Annotated in this window: 18 protein-coding genes; 8 read left to right on the top strand and 10 right to left on the bottom strand. The window is 52.2% G+C overall.

The annotated features are described in order from the left end of the window. The first annotated feature begins 54 nt into the window (after positions 1-54). Positions 55-903: a sporulation protein YunB gene (yunB, locus tag GQS10_RS07535; protein WP_341805023.1), complete on the top strand. Its 849-nt coding sequence runs from the start codon at positions 55-57 to the stop codon at positions 901-903. On the opposite strand, the gene GQS10_RS07530 is transcribed toward yunB, so the two are convergent. Next, positions 904-1,947 (bottom strand): M23 family metallopeptidase, encoded by a 1,044-nt coding sequence (locus GQS10_RS07530; RefSeq protein WP_166240651.1) that lies wholly within the window; start codon positions 1,945-1,947, stop codon positions 904-906. 122 nt (positions 1,948-2,069) lie between these two features. Here GQS10_RS07530 and larC2 point away from each other — a divergent pair, with 122 nt between their 5' ends. Further along, complete coding sequence (gene larC2, locus GQS10_RS07525; RefSeq protein WP_279537937.1) at positions 2,070-2,549, top strand: nickel pincer cofactor biosynthesis protein LarC2; 480 nt, start codon at positions 2,070-2,072, stop codon at positions 2,547-2,549. A 65-nt stretch (positions 2,550-2,614) separates the two neighbouring features. Here the strand turns inward: larC2 and larC are convergent, their stop codons facing one another. Genes larC through larE form a run of 3 tightly spaced genes read right to left on the bottom strand, consistent with a single transcriptional unit; the run spans position 2,615 to position 5,337 of the window. Continuing rightward, complete coding sequence (larC, locus tag GQS10_RS07520) at positions 2,615-3,691, bottom strand: nickel pincer cofactor biosynthesis protein LarC (RefSeq protein WP_166240649.1); 1,077 nt, start codon at positions 3,689-3,691, stop codon at positions 2,615-2,617. Between the two features lie 6 nt (positions 3,692-3,697). After that, positions 3,698-4,498 (bottom strand): nickel pincer cofactor biosynthesis protein LarB, encoded by an 801-nt coding sequence (larB, locus tag GQS10_RS07515; RefSeq protein WP_166240647.1) that lies wholly within the window; start codon positions 4,496-4,498, stop codon positions 3,698-3,700. Continuing rightward, on the bottom strand, positions 4,495-5,337 hold the full coding sequence (gene larE / locus GQS10_RS07510; RefSeq protein ID WP_424991773.1) for an ATP-dependent sacrificial sulfur transferase LarE: 843 nt from the start codon (positions 5,335-5,337) through the stop codon (positions 4,495-4,497). Before larE ends, larB begins: the two co-directional genes overlap by 4 nt. Before the next feature lie 164 nt (positions 5,338-5,501). On the opposite strand from larE, the gene lipA reads away from it, so the two are divergent. Continuing rightward, entirely contained in the window at positions 5,502-6,422 is a 921-nt protein-coding gene (gene lipA / locus GQS10_RS07505; RefSeq protein ID WP_341805022.1) for a lipoyl synthase, read from the top strand. Further along, positions 6,419-7,150 (top strand): YutD family protein, encoded by a 732-nt coding sequence (locus GQS10_RS07500; protein WP_166240643.1) that lies wholly within the window; start codon positions 6,419-6,421, stop codon positions 7,148-7,150. Before lipA ends, GQS10_RS07500 begins: the two co-directional genes overlap by 4 nt. Here the strand turns inward: GQS10_RS07500 and GQS10_RS07495 are convergent. Together GQS10_RS07495 and ylbJ are read right to left on the bottom strand one after the other, a co-directional pair. Then, entirely contained in the window at positions 7,147-7,956 is an 810-nt protein-coding gene (locus GQS10_RS07495; protein ID WP_166240641.1) for an NAD kinase, read from the bottom strand. The two genes, GQS10_RS07500 and GQS10_RS07495, sit on opposite strands and share 4 nt — an antisense overlap. 80 nt (positions 7,957-8,036) lie before the next feature. Then, positions 8,037-9,278, bottom strand: coding sequence for a sporulation integral membrane protein YlbJ (gene ylbJ / locus GQS10_RS07490; RefSeq protein ID WP_166240639.1), 1,242 nt, complete (start codon positions 9,276-9,278; stop codon positions 8,037-8,039). A gap of 334 nt (positions 9,279-9,612) precedes the next feature. Here ylbJ and GQS10_RS07485 point away from each other — a divergent pair, with 334 nt between their 5' ends. After that, complete coding sequence (locus GQS10_RS07485; RefSeq protein WP_166240637.1) at positions 9,613-10,314, top strand: DUF2225 domain-containing protein; 702 nt, start codon at positions 9,613-9,615, stop codon at positions 10,312-10,314. A 15-nt stretch (positions 10,315-10,329) separates the two neighbouring features. Here the strand turns inward: GQS10_RS07485 and GQS10_RS07480 are convergent, their stop codons facing one another. Beyond that, positions 10,330-10,563: a hypothetical protein gene (locus tag GQS10_RS07480; RefSeq protein ID WP_166240635.1), complete on the bottom strand. Its 234-nt coding sequence runs from the start codon at positions 10,561-10,563 to the stop codon at positions 10,330-10,332. A 2-nt stretch (positions 10,564-10,565) separates the two neighbouring features. Next, positions 10,566-10,778 (bottom strand): YycC family protein, encoded by a 213-nt coding sequence (locus GQS10_RS07475; protein ID WP_166240633.1) that lies wholly within the window; start codon positions 10,776-10,778, stop codon positions 10,566-10,568. Between the two features lie 181 nt (positions 10,779-10,959). On the opposite strand from GQS10_RS07475, the gene GQS10_RS07470 reads away from it, so the two are divergent. Beyond that, positions 10,960-12,753: a M3 family oligoendopeptidase gene (locus GQS10_RS07470; protein ID WP_166240631.1), complete on the top strand. Its 1,794-nt coding sequence runs from the start codon at positions 10,960-10,962 to the stop codon at positions 12,751-12,753. Positions 12,754-12,800: 47 nt separating this feature from the next. Beyond that, positions 12,801-13,016 carry a hypothetical protein gene (locus GQS10_RS07465; RefSeq protein ID WP_166240629.1) on the top strand — a complete coding sequence of 72 codons (216 nt, stop codon included), beginning with the start codon at positions 12,801-12,803 and terminating at the stop codon, positions 13,014-13,016. A 125-nt stretch (positions 13,017-13,141) separates the two neighbouring features. Here GQS10_RS07465 and GQS10_RS07460 read toward each other — a convergent pair whose 3' ends face one another. Continuing rightward, positions 13,142-13,369: an alpha/beta-type small acid-soluble spore protein gene (locus GQS10_RS07460; protein WP_166240628.1), complete on the bottom strand. Its 228-nt coding sequence runs from the start codon at positions 13,367-13,369 to the stop codon at positions 13,142-13,144. Positions 13,370-13,510: 141 nt separating this feature from the next. On the opposite strand from GQS10_RS07460, the gene GQS10_RS07455 reads away from it, so the two are divergent. Next, positions 13,511-13,984, top strand: a complete 474-nt coding sequence (locus GQS10_RS07455; RefSeq protein WP_166240626.1) for a hypothetical protein — start codon at positions 13,511-13,513, stop codon at positions 13,982-13,984. Here the strand turns inward: GQS10_RS07455 and GQS10_RS07450 are convergent. Next, positions 13,979-14,938 carry an aldose 1-epimerase gene (locus GQS10_RS07450; RefSeq protein ID WP_166240624.1) on the bottom strand — a complete coding sequence of 320 codons (960 nt, stop codon included), beginning with the start codon at positions 14,936-14,938 and terminating at the stop codon, positions 13,979-13,981. The two genes, GQS10_RS07455 and GQS10_RS07450, sit on opposite strands and share 6 nt — an antisense overlap. Between the last annotated feature and the right edge of the window lie 411 nt (positions 14,939-15,349).

Genomic DNA, 15,349 nt, shown 5'->3' with positions numbered 1-15,349 from the left:
TCCCAAAAAGGCATATACATGCTGGTAGACCATGGATGACAAGGAGGGAGTCCGGTGAGGCGAAGACGTTGGGGGAGCCGCTGGAGAAGCCCGTGGAAAACTCAAACGGGGGCTCAATGGAATAACCATTGGAAAAGCCGCAATCCGGGCAAGAAAGGCAAACGCAGGAATGCTGTCTTTCTTGTTCTTGTAATCATGTTCGTTTTGACAGTGCAAACCTTCTTATTTGTGGAAAAAAATTTACGCGAGCCATTAATGAGCATTGCGCAGATTCGAATCAAGCAGGTTGCGACCGATGCGATTAATAAAGCGATGACGGAAAAAATATCGCAGGGTACCAATTTCGAACGGCTCATCGACTGGAAAATGGATAACAACGGGAAAATAACAGGCTTTATGCTGAATTATTTGGAGCATTCGCGGATTGCTTCCGAGGCTGTCGGTATTGTCGACGCAAAGCTTAAGGAAATTCAAGAAATTCCCGAATCGATCCCGATTGGCCAGGCGTTTGATAGTGCAATCTTATCTTCCTTCGGTCCAGAAGTGCCCATTCGTTTTGTTCCGGAGGGAGCGGTTAAAGTAGATTTAAACACACGCCAACGCGATGCGGGAATTAACATGCTGCTCGTTGAAGTTTATATCCGAATTATTGCTGAGGTGATGATCATTATTCCGTTTGATACGAAGCCGGAGGTTGTCAGCACGGAAGTTCCGATTTCATATCTGCTGGTGAAAGGTGATGTCCCGATGTATTATTTTGACAATAAAGGGAAGCCGCTTGGCGATTTTTCCGAATCGGGCACTCTTCCGCCAACCATTTCACTGCCGGATAATGTGACATCTAAACCCGAGGAACAACAAGTAGAGCCGACCATGGGGCCGGCTTTGACGATTACGAAATAGTTACTTTTTCTTCTTCTTGGAAAGAGAAATGCGTTCTTCACGCTCCCAGCGGCGGAGATAAGGATACGGATCGAAGGACCATTCCGTAAACCCGTTGTCCCGGTACAATCCGTAATGCAGATGCGGAGGGAATTTTCCGGAGGTGCCCGGTTTGCCGTACCCCGAGCTGCCGACCCAACCGATCACCTGCCCGGGGACAACGATGTCGCCCTCTTTTACTTCTTTCTTGTTGAAGCCGGAGAGATGCGCGTAATAATGGTAAACGTTATTCAAGTCACGAATGCCGACCCGCCAGCCGCCATAACGGTTCCAGCCCATAACCTCGATAATTCCGTAGCACACACTTCGGACGGGTACACCGTAGGAGGCAAAAAGGTCGGTGCCTTCATGGATGCGATAGCCTCCGTAGCTGCGCGCTGCCCCCCAAGTGCTGCGATAGGAATAATCCGCCCTTAGCGGCATGACAAAGGTATGCTTATGCAGGTCAAGGGTGTTGAAATGAGAGTATAGTCTGGCAAATTGCTCGATACGCTCGACGCTTCGGGCGTTTTTATAAAACTCCCATAGGGCAATGTTTGTATCATCGGGAGCCGTACCGTATTCCTGCAAATAGCTTGCCATACTGTACAACAAGTCCGTATCATCTTTCGGGTCGGCTTTGCCATCCCCGTTTCCGTCTTTGCCGAAGCCGTCAAAGAAGGCGATGCTTTTCGGCTCCGTATCGATTTCATCGGGATTGAGCTCGCCGGCCCACTTATTGTTCGGAATGTGAATACTGATTAATCCGTCTCGAAGCGGACGTTTTTTCGGATTTGCAATGCTGATCGTCCGTTCGTATTGATCAACGGCAGCCAAAACGTACCACGGGATGCCGGTTAGGGTTGACATGTTGTCATAGAGCGTCCTGCGTTCCGCAAACTGTTCTTGAATGCTCGGAGCAGTACTGCTTTTCTCAGCTTTGGCCATCGCTTGCAAGCCGGAGAACGGAGAGACGGACATGCTGGCAATAAGCAGTAAGCCGATGAGCTTTTTGCATCGTTTCATAAGCAAATCCCCCTGCTGCGTTGTTCGCTACTAACTTGCGCAAGTACACGGCCTTTTATGCTTTGGCCGAATAAGGGCAAGTGGTATAATGAAGGGAATGATTTGGAACAGGGGTGTACGGATTGGGACAAGGGTTTCAGCATAGGGAAGAGCATGTGGATGAAAGCATGCTGATGGTCCAAGCGAATTTGGATGATATGAATCCGGAGCTTTGTTCACATGTTGCGGATTTGTTGTTTGATGCAGGCGCAAACGATGTGTTTTGGACACCGATCGTGATGAAAAAGGGCAGGCCCGGGTTTATGCTTTCTGTGCTTTGTGATCGCAGCCGCCTGAACGACTTGGAGACGATCATATTTAAAGAGACAACGACACTAGGCATCCGTTATATGGAGGCTTCTTGTCACCGGCTGGGACGGGAATTTATCCCTGTGGATACGCCGTGGGGAGCCATTACGGTGAAGGCCGGGTATCACAAAGGGGAGATGGTTCAATTCGCCCCGGAGTTTAGCGAGTGTGAAAAAGCGGCAAAGGCTAACGGTGTACCGCTTAAGCAGGTTTATGATGTGGTTCGGGCCGCATTCTTTCAACAGAATACATAAAAATATCCCCGGCTCCTTTGACAGGAGCTCGGGGATATTTATTATCTATCGAAGAAGCAGCGGTGCTAATGATTGGTCGGGTTCGCTCGATCCAACATGCCCGTATCTTCATCATGCGCTGTATGGTTGGTGGAGGAATGCTTTTCACGTTTCCCGCTAGCTGGCTGATGCCCATGAGAGTGGTCATGCCCATGACTGTGGGAATGTTCATGAGAGTGATCATGCCCATGGCTGTGGGAATGCTCATGAGAGTGCTCATGCCCATGGCTGTGGGAATGACCGTGAGAGTGCTCATGCTCGTGGCTGTGGGAATGCCCATGAGAATGCTCATGCCCATGGCTGTGCGAGTGCTCATGCGAGTGCTCGTGGTTATGCGCCAAATGTACTTGCGTTTGCCACAGTCTCGCTTCATCGTAGACCGTGCCTATCACAACGCGCAGCACATTGGGCTGATCCGGCAGGTCGCGTGTGCCGGCGCCGTAACCGATCGCTTCAATCTTCATCGCCGGAAGGCCGCGGCTGAACTCGTCTACGATGCCGGCTGCAACGGCTGCACCGGTTGGCGTCGTCAGCTCAACGGCATGCTTGCTCGGTGCAATCGGTAAGCCTTTCATCATTTCCAGTGTGGCAGGGGCAGGGACCGGGTACATGCCGTGATCGCATTTTACAAACCCGGAACCCAGCGGTACATAAGCGCTTACGATACGCTCGATTTCGAGCGAATCTATGGCCAGCGCAATCCCCACGATGTCAACGATGGAATCAATCGCACCCACCTCGTGAAAATGCACCTTTTCCACCGGGATGTCGTGAATTTTCGCCTCGGCCTCGCCGATATGCTTGAACATCGATAGGCTTAACGCAGTGACGCGTTCATTAAAACCGGCGCCGTTTATCACCTTTACAATTTCGGAGTAATGGCGGTGGTGGTGAGGCGGATGGTCGGGATGAAGATTGACGTCCAGCTTCAGCGCCGATACCCCTTTCTTCACCACGCGCTTCCATGCAAGCTCATAGGGCTCCAGCTTAATCTTCGTAAGCTCCGATTCAATATACGATTGATCCGCGCCTGCGTCGACCAGTGCAGCAAGCGTCATATCTCCGCTCATGCCGGAAAAACAGTCCAAATAAAGTACGCGCACGTCGCTTTACCTCTTCTCTATTGTTTTCAATATGACAGCGGCGCTGTAGGCCGCTCCAAAACCGTTGTCAATGTTCACCACATTGACGCCAGGTGCGCATGAATTCAGCATGGTGAGCAGGGCGGACAAGCCGTTGAAGCTGGCCCCGTAGCCGATGCTCGTCGGCACGGCAATCAGCGGCCGCGAAATAAGTCCGCCTATTACGCTGGCCAGTGCGCCTTCCATGCCGGCGACGACAATGACGACGCTCGCCTGGCGGATCGGCTCCAGCTTCGCAAACAAACGATGGATGCCGGCGACGCCGACATCGTATATGCGCTCGGCGCGGCAGCCCATCGCTTCCAGCGTAACCGCCGCTTCCTCGGCGACCGGCAAATCCGATGTGCCTGCGCAGACGACAGCGACGTAATGACCGCCGTCCGTAGAGGTCGGCTTGCGGAACCAAGTGATGGCCCGGGCCGTCTCATGGTACACCGAGCCGGGCACGGCCGCCGTGACCAGCGCCGCCTTCTCGGGGCTAACGCGAGTCGCCAGCACCCGGTCTGCGCTCTCCGCAAATCGGCGGAAAATCGCGAGAATGTGCTCGGCGGTTTTTCCTTCGCCGTAAATCACTTCAGGAAAGCCGGTACGCTTTTCCCGGCTTAGATCCAGCGTTGCGAATCCCAGTTCCGCGGATTCGCCCAACAACCCGTATGCCGCAGCCGCAGAATGCTCCAGCTGCTTCTTCGCCTCGGCCGGCGCCAGCTCGCCGCTGCGCACCTTCTCCAGCAGCTCCGTAAGGGAAAGGCCGTTATCACCTATGCTCATATGGTTACCTTCTTTTCACGCGCCGCTTTTACGATATCCAGCGTTTCGTTCATGCTGCCGGTGCGGTATCCTTGCAGGTCGAGCGTGACGTATGTAAAGCCAAGCTCGGCAAATTTGGCATAAATTGCTTCACGGTTATCGACGACTTTCTGAATTTCGTTGGGCATAACCTCAATGCGGGCCATTTTGTCATGGTGGCGGACGCGAACCTGGTAAAAACCGAGATCCATTAAATATGCCTCAGCCAAATCAAGCTGATCGATCTTATGCTTTTCGATGCGCGTTCCGTAAGGAATCCGTGACGAAAGACAGGCGAAGGAGGGCTTATTCCAGGTAGCCAGTCCAAGCTCCTTCGACAGGGCGCGGATGTCGTCCTTAGTGAAGCCTGCCTCCTGAAGCGGACTACGTACGCCTTGTTCTGTTTTGGCCTGCAGGCCCGGACGGTAATCGCCGAGATCGTCGACGTTGGAGCCGTCGACAATATACGGATACCCGTGATCCTTCGCAATCTGCTTCAAGTGCTCGTACAAGCCTGTTTTGCAGTGATAGCAGCGATCCGGGTTGTTTGCCACGAAATTCGCATTCGTAAGCTCGCTGACCTCGGTTTTCATGAGTTTGGCGCCCATGCCCTCGGCAAGAGATACGGCCGCGTCAAACTCGCGCGTAGGGAAGGTTTCCGATGCCGCAGTTACGGCAAGCACGTCGTCTCCCAGCTCCTGCAATGCCCGTTTTAAAACAAATGTGCTATCTACACCTCCGGAAAATGCAACCATAATGCGTCCCATTCCCTTGAGGATTTCGCCAAATTTACGATCTTTCTCTCTCAGTTCAGCACTGATTTCCAAGGGTATCCCCCCTCCTTATGTGTAAAACCCTTTCGACTGTCATTCCCTATGATATCAAAATAGCGTCAAATGTGGAATGTTCTACGGTTCATGTTATAATACGTACATAATCTGTGTTTCTTTTTTTAAAGGAAGAATAGGAAAGCGAGAGGATGTAGGTGAGCACGGAAACGCGGTCTAAATTGAAAAAACAGACTCTCCGCAAACCGGAATGGTTAAAAATCGATTTGATTTCCGGTGAGCGTTTTGAAGATTTTAAAGAAATTAAACAAATGATGCGCTCCAAAACCTTGCACACCGTGTGCGAGGAAGCGAAGTGCCCGAATATTCACGAATGCTGGGCAAACCGCACAGCTACTTTTATGATTCTTGGCGATATTTGTACGAGAGCCTGCCGTTTTTGCGCGGTCAAGACCGGGCAGCCGACGGAGCTTGATTTAGCGGAGCCGGAGCGCGTTGCGGAAGCAGCCGAGCAGATGGGGCTGCGCCATGCTGTAGTAACCTCGGTTGCGCGCGACGATCTAGGGGACGGGGGCGCTTCGATTTTTGCCGAGACGATCCTCGCGATCCGCCGCCGGATGCCGTTCTGCAACGTTGAGGTGCTGATTCCCGATTTTCAAGGCGACGCCGATTCGCTTTATAAGGTGCTTGACGCAAAGCCTGAGGTGCTTAACCATAACATGGAAACCGTTGAGCGCATGTCCGATCGTGTTCGTTCCAAGGCGAAATACGATCGTTCACTGGAGCTGCTCAAGCGTTCGAAGGAATACGCCCCAAATATCCCGACGAAGTCGAGCATCATGATTGGCGTCGGCGAAGAATGGGACGAAATTTTGCAGACAATGGACGATTTACGGGCAGTCGACTGCAATATTATGACCATTGGCCAATATTTGCAGCCGACGAAGCAGCATCTTAGCGTGCAGAAATATTACTCGCCGGAAGAGTTTGCTGCGCTGAAGGAAGAGGGCTTAAAGCGTGGCTTCAGCCATGTGGAATCCGGTCCGCTGGTGCGCAGCTCGTACCACGCCCATGAACAGGCGGATGCCGCGAAAGCCGAGAAAGTGAGCAAAGCATGATGAATATTGGCGGGATGACATACGAAGTAGTGAAGGATTTCCGCAACGGCTGGAACCCGGAAGCGTTCCGCAGCAGGTACAGCGAGGTGCTGGAGCGCTACGATTATATTGTTGGAGATTGGGGCTATAATCAGCTTCGGTTGAAAGGCTTTTTCCTGGAGACGAATCCTCGTTCATCGAAGGAATCCTCGGTTGCGGGGCTTCAGGATTATCTTCAGGAATACTGCAATTTCGGCTGCGCGCATTTTGTGGTTCAGAAGGTCAAGGATCGTCCTCGCACTGCCGAGGAGGAAAAGGCGCTTTCTATAGAAGAAGAGTACGCGCCGCAGCCGGGAGAAGCGGGCGTGAAACAAGACGGCGATGCCCCGGCTGCTGAACGCCGGCCGCAAGAACGCCACTGGAATGAAGGGCGTAGCCATGAACGCCGTCCTCGTTCCCACGGCAAATCCTTTGAACCGAAAGGCCAAGCAGGGGCGGAAGGAAGGTCATCGGAGAACCGCCGTTCTGAGAGCAGAGGGGATGCCCGAGGAGACTCCCGTTCCGATCACCGCAAGCAGGATGCGAGGCATGACGGGAAGGGGGCGCGCTCCAACGAGCAGCGTCCTTCCCGGCCGAATAAAAATCAAAACGCCCATGGACAATCCAGGGGCGGTGGACAAAGCTATAAACAGCAGGGACAGGGCAAACGCAACCCGCCGCCATCTCAGGAACGCGGCCGGCCCAGCTAATCGATCTGCGAGCCGATAAAGGCATCGCGAACCCGATTCCAGAACGGGAACGGGCGGTAGCGTGCGAAAGCGACCTTACGGGTCGATACGCGGCAGCGGATGGACAGCAGGTCATTGCGCTGCAGCGGTATATGATCTTTGGCCACAAGCAGCACTTGATTTTTGCGCGGCTCAATATCGCAGTGATGATGCTTCGGCAGGACAAGTGAAGAGCCGAGCGTACGATATACACGGTTGTTGATCGACGCGATTTCCGCAATTTGAATCGTTTCTAGGGAGGGGTGCACCATGGCCCCTCCCAAACTTTTATTATAAGCCGTGCTTCCAGACGGAGAGGATATGCAGATACCGTCTCCGCGGAACATCTCAAACGGCTCGTCATTAATAGTCAGGCGTGCCACCAAGGTAGCGTTCAACCCCTTGATGGTCAGCTCGTTTAACGCCAAATGCGTTTCTGTGCCGTCGACGGATACGAGCTCGGTTTCAACCAGCGGGTATTTGACGATCCGCTGATGAAGCGCTGTGTCCGGGGACGCCATGGCATCCAGCAGCGTTTCAATTTCGGAGGCTTTCCAATCGGCATAGAAGCCGAGATGGCCGGTATGAATTCCAACGAAGCAGACACTCTCCAGCCGATATTGATACATATGAAAAGCATGCAGCATCGTTCCGTCGCCTCCGATCGAAACTACGACATCGGGGCTTTTTTCGTCTCGCTGCAGATGACGTTCACCAGCCAGGTAATGCAGCTTTTCGGTCAGCTGCTTCGAAAGCTCGTCTCCGCGGTCCAATACGGCATATTTCAAAGGGGGCACCTCCGCTAAGCATAAAAGTCCCCTTCATCATAAAACATTTTCGCTGACTTGTACAAATATACATCCTCCTTTCATCGCGTGCGAGTCTTGGAGGTGATTGCGGAGACGGTGACCGCGAGCAGGCTGAAGCCGAGAAGCAGAGCACCCAGTGTTAATGCTGCAGCCGGGAAAGACCATAGCTTGGTGAAGGCAGCCGCAGACTCGGAGGACTCGACAGGGAGCCAAACGGAAGCCGCTTCTCTAGCTCCTTGAAGCGGGTTCCACAATATGAGTACAAGGATAAAAGCGATGATGGAATGCATCGCACGGGCAAACAAAAACGGCTTGTAGCGAAACCCGCACCGGCTGACTAGGCTGGCGATTTGCGCATGCACCGACAAGCCGGCCCATGAAAGCACGACAGCTCCGATCGCCGCCTTTTGCACCAAGGGAACCCCCGATGCTTCCCCCGCAGAGCGGGCGCCAAGCGTCACCTCAAAAAATCCGTTGACGATACCGTCGGACAAAGGCAGCGGCAGCGCAAGCAGCTTCAGCAGCGCAGCTACAGCCGCATAGATGACGGCTAACACACCGGAAAGCGCCAGCGTCTCCAGGATGACGGCAAAAAACACGACAAGGCCGCCGACTACGATGATGAGCCGGAAAGAAGATTCAACGGCCTGGCGGAGGAGAAGCCCGAAGGAGCGACCATCGTTCATTCGGGCCCGGTGCATCGACTGCAGCGCGCGGTACAGCAGCGGCTTTGGATTATGCAGCTTAACGAGCGGTGCAGCCAGTTCGTCCTGCGGGTCCGAGCTTCCCTTGTAGAAGCGCATCATCAGCCCAATTACGACTGCGGCTCCATAGTGAGCGCTGGCAAGCACAGGAGCCAGCGAAACGTCATGATAAAAGCCGATACAAACCGCACCAATCAAAAATATCGGATCGGATGTCGTTGTGAAGGCAACAAGCCGCTCGCCTTCCGTCCGGGTAATGACCTTCTGATCCCAGAGCTGCGTCGTCAGCTTGGACGCGACCGGATAGCCGGAGGCAAAGCCCATGGCCATCACAAAGCCGCCAAGCCCCGGTATGCGGAACAGAGGCCGCATCAGCGGATCAAGCAGCGTGCCGAAGAAGTGAACGACGCCAAATCCGAGCATAATTTCGGAGATGACAAAGAAAGGGAACAAAGAAGGGAACAGCACATCCCACCAAATCGATAATCCCTTTAATGCCGCATCCAGCACATCTTGGGGAAAAATTACGAAATAAGCGGCAATCGCTGCACAGCTTAAACCGATCGCAAGCGACGCCAAAGCCCGTCCGTTTCTCATACGGAAGCGCCTCCTTCTGCATTTGCCGAAGAGGGGAATCACGAAAGCAAGTTGTCCATCCCCCCATATTCACTTATATGATTGTGTCCCGGATCCATTACTGATTTTTCATAGGTCTTATGGTATAGTTAACATAAGCAACGAGCTTAGGGAGTGGTGATTAATGACGGAAATTATCGCGGCGTTATGTGTGTGCGGATTTGTTTATGTCATTAAAGAATCGCTGATCGGTGCGCCTCTTGACGAATGGGAAGAGCGCGAGGCCGAGTAAACCCGGAGCGGTAAGAGAGAAACCATCTGTACGGTTTAGTCAGCGCAGCCAAGGGAGGCATCTATGGTCAGTCCGTTGTATCAAACCCAAGTCCAATGCAGTTATTGCGAGAATACGTTTGAAACCTCCCGCGTGCGGTCCAGCTTTAAAAAGGCGGTGCAGACGGATTCGGATTTTTGTTTGCATTATAAAGAAATTAACCCGGATTATTACGTGGTGAGGGTTTGCAGCTGGTGCGGATATGCTAGCACCGAAAATTTTTCGGATCGTTTTACCCCTAAGCACAAAGCGCTGTTTAAGGAAAAGGTTGCGGATCATTGGACGATGAAGCAGTTTGGCGGAGAGCGAACGTGGGACATGGCAATGCAGACCTACAAGCTCGGCCTGGTCTGCGCCCAGATCAAGGAAGAAAGCCCGCGGATCATCGCCGGTCTTTTACACCATATCGCTTGGCTGCATCGTTACAAAGGGGAGACCGAGCAGGAAAACCGCTTTCTTCAATTTGCATTAGAAGCGTATGTGCGGACCTACGAGGTCGAAAGCGGAGCAGTGAATAATGCAAGATTAATGTATATGCTCGGGGAATTGAACCGCCGATTGAAAAATTACCATGAAGCGGTGAAGTGGTTTGGGCGTGTTATCAATGATAAAAGCATTATGGATGCCGGGATGATTCGGGCTTCCCGGGAAATGTGGCAGGCGACCAGAGAAGATATGCTCGCGGAGAAGCTGGAGCTTCCAGAGGAAATGAACGAACAAAAATAACCGGCCGGCCGCCAATCAGCAGCGAATCGGCCGGGTGCTCAGCAAATAATCGCTGTCCGCGTCGATCAATGTCAGCTTGCCCCGGCAGCATGGAAACACGAGCAAGTGCTTACGGCCTTCCCGAATTTCGGGGAGGTTTGTTTTTTTAAGCGGCAGCAGGACGTTTTCCCTCGAACAAAAGGGACATTCGGAAATATAAATGTCATTTTTAATTGTTTCGTAGGGCAACGTATTTTCGAAAGGAATCATCGTTACGTTCCCTGCTTGCCCGAGGATGGAGTCGAGCCGTCGGAGCTTTCAGCTTCGGACTTGTCCGCACCCTCCGTTTGTTCCGGTTCATTCGCGAGCTCGGCAAGCTTCTTTAATAAAATATGCTGAGGCATATGCATGAGATGCTCCAAGGGTACATTGAGCTGTTTTGCCAGCTTCACGGCGGTTTCCGGGGATATTTGCAGCGGTCTCATTGAGACTCTCCTTTCTAACTGGGAAGTACGAAAAATAAGCAATGCTTGTTTAAGCTTACACCTCCTATAAGGGCTTTGCAACGGGGACACGGCTCAGCTGCAACGGATTGCCGCCCGGCCATGATGTATGCTTTAATGGATGGAAGAGCACCGAATTAATTAACCAAAGGTGGTTTTTCGAATGAATAAGCCGTTACAGCAAACATGGGACCTACATACCTTTTTTTCCGGCGGAAGCGAATCCCCGGAATATGAAACATTTTTAACGGAAACAGAGCAGCTGATTTCCGAATTCCAGCAGCAGATTTCGCAAGCGGGGGAAGGTACGGAAAGCGTGAAGGCTTCAGAGCTTGAGGCCATCGTAACGAAGCTTCAGTCGATTACGGCTCGCATTCATCATGCCTTATCGTTTGCAGAATGTCTGCTTGCGCAGGATCAATCGGATAAAAAAGCGGGCCGTCATCTTGGACGTTTGCATGCGATGAATGCAGCATACTCCTCCGAATTGACCCGCTTGGATGCGAAGCTTACGAAGATTCCTGACGAGCTGTGGGGCAAAATGCTGGAAGCGGAGCCGTTCCGCGGCATTGCCTTTCCTTTGAGCGAACGCCGTGAGCAGGCGCTTGAGAAGCTGCCGCCGGAGCAGGAGGCGCTGCTGAATGATTTGGCCGTTGACGGCTACCACGGCTGGGGAGAAGCATATGGCACAGCTGTAAGCAAGACGAAGATCCCGTTTGAAGAAAATGGGGAGACCAAGCTGCTCTCCGTCGGCCAAGCGCATAATAAAATGCACAGCCCCGACCGTGAAGTGCGCCAGCGTGTATTCGCGGCTTGGGAGGAAGCTTGGGGCAATCAAGCGGACTATTGCGCAGACGCCTTAAATCGTCTCGGCGGCTTCCGCCTGCAGGTGTATAAGCATCGCAAATGGGACTCCGTGCTTAAGGAACCGCTGCAAATGAACCGCATGACGGAGCAAACGTTCCAGACGATGTGGGATGTTATCGAACAGGGCAAGCCGGTGTTTGTCAGCTATCTGGAACGCAAGGCGAAGCTTCTTGGCCTTGAAAAGCTTGCTTGGTACGATGTTGAGGCGCCAATTGGCGGTCAAGGAGGTCATGGCGTTTCCTTTGACGAGGCGGCGGAGATTATTGTCAATCAGTTCCGCGAGTTTAGCCCGAAGCTGGCCGATTTCGCCGTCCGCACCTTTGAGGAACGCTGGATTGAGGCGGAAGACCGCGCAGGCAAGCGTCCGGGCGGGTTCTGCACAGGCTTTCCACTGTCCGGTCAGACGCGGATCTTTATGACGTACACAGGCACAATGGACAACGTGTCCACGCTGGCTCACGAGCTCGGCCATGCCTTCCATCAGCATGTGATGGACGATATGCCGCAGCTTGCGCAGCAGTATGCGATGAACGTCGCTGAGACGGCGTCAACGTTTGCGGAGCATCTCGTGTTTAACGCGTTAATCAAGGCAGCGCCGACGAAGGAACAAAAGATTGCCTTGCTGGACGATAAAATTAATCGTTCCATCGCATACTTTATGAATATTCATGCGCGCATTATATTTGAGCTGAGCTTCTATGAAGAACGCCGGAACGGCCTCGTATCTGTAGAGCGCTTGAATGAGCTGATGGTTGAAGCGCAGAAGAAGGCATTCCATAATTCGCTGACGGAGTATCATCCGCATTTCTGGGCGTCGAAGCTGCATTTTTACGCAACGGATGTGCCGTTCTACAACTTCCCGTACACCTTCGGTTACCTGTTCAGCACAGGAATTTACGCGCAGGCGCTAAAAGAAGGTCAAGGATTTGACGAGCGTTATATCGCGCTGCTTCGCGATACGGGCAGCATGACGGTGGAGAATTTGGCGCAGAAGCATTTAGGAGTGAATCTGGGCCAGCCGGATTTCTGGAAAAATGGGGTAGACCTGGCGGCGCAGGATGTTGCGGAGTTTCTTGAGCTTACAAAATAATTGACATAGAGAAAATGACAGCAAGTTCAGACACGGAGGGATAAGCGATGTCGCTGGCCAATTGCAAACAATGTGGAAAATTACTGATTAACAGCCGTTTCGACTATTGTCAGCCGTGTTTGGACCAGCTGGCGCATTACCAACGGCAAATTCGCGAGTTTCTGAAAGAGAATCCTAAAAGCACCATCTGGGATGTGCATGTTAGGCTTTCGATTCCTTTGTCGGTTGTGCAGCATTTAATTAAGGAAAATTTTGAAGCATAGTGAAGATCTATAGACTTTTCCAATCCATTTTTCGAAACAATAATCATGGAATGGAATTGTGCAGAACGGGAAAAAAGGTGTGCCGATATGGAATCGGCCACCTTTTGTGTTAAGTACGTTTGTCATTATCTTCTGAATTGGCCAGCAAGCTGGGACTCGGCGATTTCAACAAGGCGGCGAGTAATGTGACCCCCGATTGCACCTGTGTCACGAGTTGCCATGTAGCCGTAGTAACCGTCTTGCGGGATCTGGATGCCTAGCTCTTGAGCAACCTCATATTTCAATTGCTCCAAGGCTTGGTTAGCTTGAGGTACTACCAGGGTGTTGCTTGTACGAGATTGACCTGCACCCATTCTGTTCACCTCCTTTCAGGTGAAGAGACTGTGTTAACTGTCTCTTGCTCACCTCTTGAAAGGTAGTATGAGCCAAAATGAAGATTCTAATCATAAAATGAATTGGAAATTCTCACCAAGCGCTAGAAAAGGAGGGATACGATGCTTACGTTAAGGTATTCCGGATGGGCGCTGCATGAAGAGCTGCAAATCGTGCAGGCGGATGTCTATCTAGAAATCAACGGAGAGATTCTTATCGACGAGCCGATGTGTGTGGATGTTGGAATGCCTGCACTCATTTGGAGCGCAACGAAGAATATAGCACCCGACCGTTTTTCAGCGCCGGATGAATGGGCCAAAATGCCGTTCTTTGTTTGCGGCTGCGGGGACCCCGAATGCCGGGGATACGGGTTTTCGATTGTTCATGAAGGCAGCATCGTGCATTGGATTGAAGTGGAGCAAAATGAAAACGGAGCGCCGCGAGAGCTGGATCGGCACTCCGTAGAGCTTGCAGAGCATCGAGAGACGGTACGCCAAGCAGGGGAGCAATTTTTAATGTTTATAGAGGGCTTGGATTACCGTCCGCTCTTTGCGGATACAGTGCGTGTCGTCAAAGAAGGAATGAAGGCGCTATAGGTTCTCGAGCTCAAGAGTAACGGTAAGCTTCTGTTCATCTCCTGGGGCAATCGCTTGAAAGCCTGTGACGTCAGATGGAAGTCTCTGAAGGTTAGGGGAATCCGTAACCCATGTATACGGCTCTAGACAAATAAACTGATTGGCCTTTCCCTTCGTAAAGATGACCCACTGTTTGAATTGTTCGGAGCAGGAATAGCGAATCCGATAGCTGCCGCGCTGCAGCTCGGCGACCACCGGCTGGGAACCGATTTGAAATGGATCATCCAGGTTGACGTTCTGCAGCTGGAGGCCTTGCTCATGGTTGAATGCTTCCCAGTTGCCCAGCGGGAGAAGGGTTCCCGTCGGAAACTTTTCTTCATCAAGCTCCCACAGGCTTTCACACGGCATTCGCAGGGACCATTCTTCCGGCTTGCCGTCAAGAAGAAACCAAGTATGAAGGCCATATCCGAAAGGCGCAGGAGAAGAACCGCGATTTTCTACCGTCGTATGCTGAACTAGCGAGTTTCCTTTGAGCTCGTAGGTTACGATAAAATGAAGCGGATGGGGATACTGCCGCAGCACATCCGGAAAATCGGAGAAGGAAAGCTCCGAGGTTACGGTTAACGTTCCGTGCTCTTCCTTGGTTCCGGTTACCTGCCAAGGCAGCGTGCGCAGAAATCCGTGGCTGTGATGCTTGCCGTTAGGGGCCGTATCGAATTGATAGGCCTGCCCGTTATAGGTGAAGGCGCCGTAACGAAGCCGATTAGGCGGCATCATTAAGGGGGTTCCAAATTGGCCCGGACCGCTTTGGAGCTCTTCGGCTTTGTCCGGCGTACGCAGCACATCCCGATTATTGTGCTTATCCCATAGCTTGATTAGATTGTTACCGAAAGCAGGAAGCAGATGAGCTGTAAGCTGTTCATTTTCTAAGATCACAACGGGATAGCCGTCGAAGGTTGTGTGAGTAATCGGCATAAGGACCGCCCTTCCTATTTTTTGTCCTATTGTATCAAAAGCATTTGACACTGGATAGACATCCGGTATAATTATGGAAAACGCGATGATAGGAGCAAGTACGTGGCAGACGCGACGCATCAGAAAGCCGGTGGGTGATGTGAACCGGCGCGGCGCTGTTACCGAATGGGTCCTTGAGCTTTGAACCGAACGAACGTATGACGTCTGCGCTTCAGTAGGGGATACGGCTGCTCCACGTTATGGAGCTTGAGGCTTTGTGCAAGGGCACGCATCTGGACGATTCCGGCTGCTGCATCGTTTGCTATAAGCGAATTAGGGTGGCACCGCGGTCTCTCGTCCCTTGTGGAGGAGAGGCCTTTTTTGCGTTCTCTGTTAAACCTTCCTGTCTTCTTATGCCAAGATGACTGTAAT

Origin of the sequence: Paenibacillus turpanensis, from assembly GCF_011421635.1 — a bacterium.
GTDB classification, from domain to species: domain Bacteria; phylum Bacillota; class Bacilli; order Paenibacillales; family YIM-B00363; genus Paenibacillus_AK; species Paenibacillus_AK turpanensis.
Note: the sequence above shows the minus strand (reverse complement) of the source record. Positions and strands in the feature narration are given on the sequence as shown.

Bases quoted from the DNA above. Each gene is read 5' to 3' on its own strand.
- GQS10_RS07530 (WP_166240651.1), bottom strand. From the start codon at position 1,947: ATGAAACGATGCAAAAAGCTCATCGGCTTACTGCTTATTGCCAGCATG.
- GQS10_RS07475 (WP_166240633.1), bottom strand. From the start codon at position 10,778: ATGAGACCGCTGCAAATATCCCCGGAAACCGCCGTGAAGCTGGCAAAA.
- larB (WP_166240647.1), bottom strand. From the start codon at position 4,498: ATGAGCATAGGTGATAACGGCCTTTCCCTTACGGAGCTGCTGGAGAAG.
- ylbJ (WP_166240639.1), bottom strand. From the start codon at position 9,278: ATGAGAAACGGACGGGCTTTGGCGTCGCTTGCGATCGGTTTAAGCTGT.
- GQS10_RS07500 (WP_166240643.1), top strand. From the start codon at position 6,419: ATGATGAATATTGGCGGGATGACATACGAAGTAGTGAAGGATTTCCGC.
- GQS10_RS07455 (WP_166240626.1), top strand. From the start codon at position 13,511: ATGCTTACGTTAAGGTATTCCGGATGGGCGCTGCATGAAGAGCTGCAA.
- GQS10_RS07480 (WP_166240635.1), bottom strand. From the start codon at position 10,563: ATGATTCCTTTCGAAAATACGTTGCCCTACGAAACAATTAAAAATGAC.
- GQS10_RS07465 (WP_166240629.1), top strand. From the start codon at position 12,801: ATGTCGCTGGCCAATTGCAAACAATGTGGAAAATTACTGATTAACAGC.
- GQS10_RS07470 (WP_166240631.1), top strand. From the start codon at position 10,960: ATGAATAAGCCGTTACAGCAAACATGGGACCTACATACCTTTTTTTCC.
- GQS10_RS07485 (WP_166240637.1), top strand. From the start codon at position 9,613: ATGGTCAGTCCGTTGTATCAAACCCAAGTCCAATGCAGTTATTGCGAG.
- GQS10_RS07450 (WP_166240624.1), bottom strand. From the start codon at position 14,938: ATGCCGATTACTCACACAACCTTCGACGGCTATCCCGTTGTGATCTTA.
- GQS10_RS07460 (WP_166240628.1), bottom strand. From the start codon at position 13,369: ATGGGTGCAGGTCAATCTCGTACAAGCAACACCCTGGTAGTACCTCAA.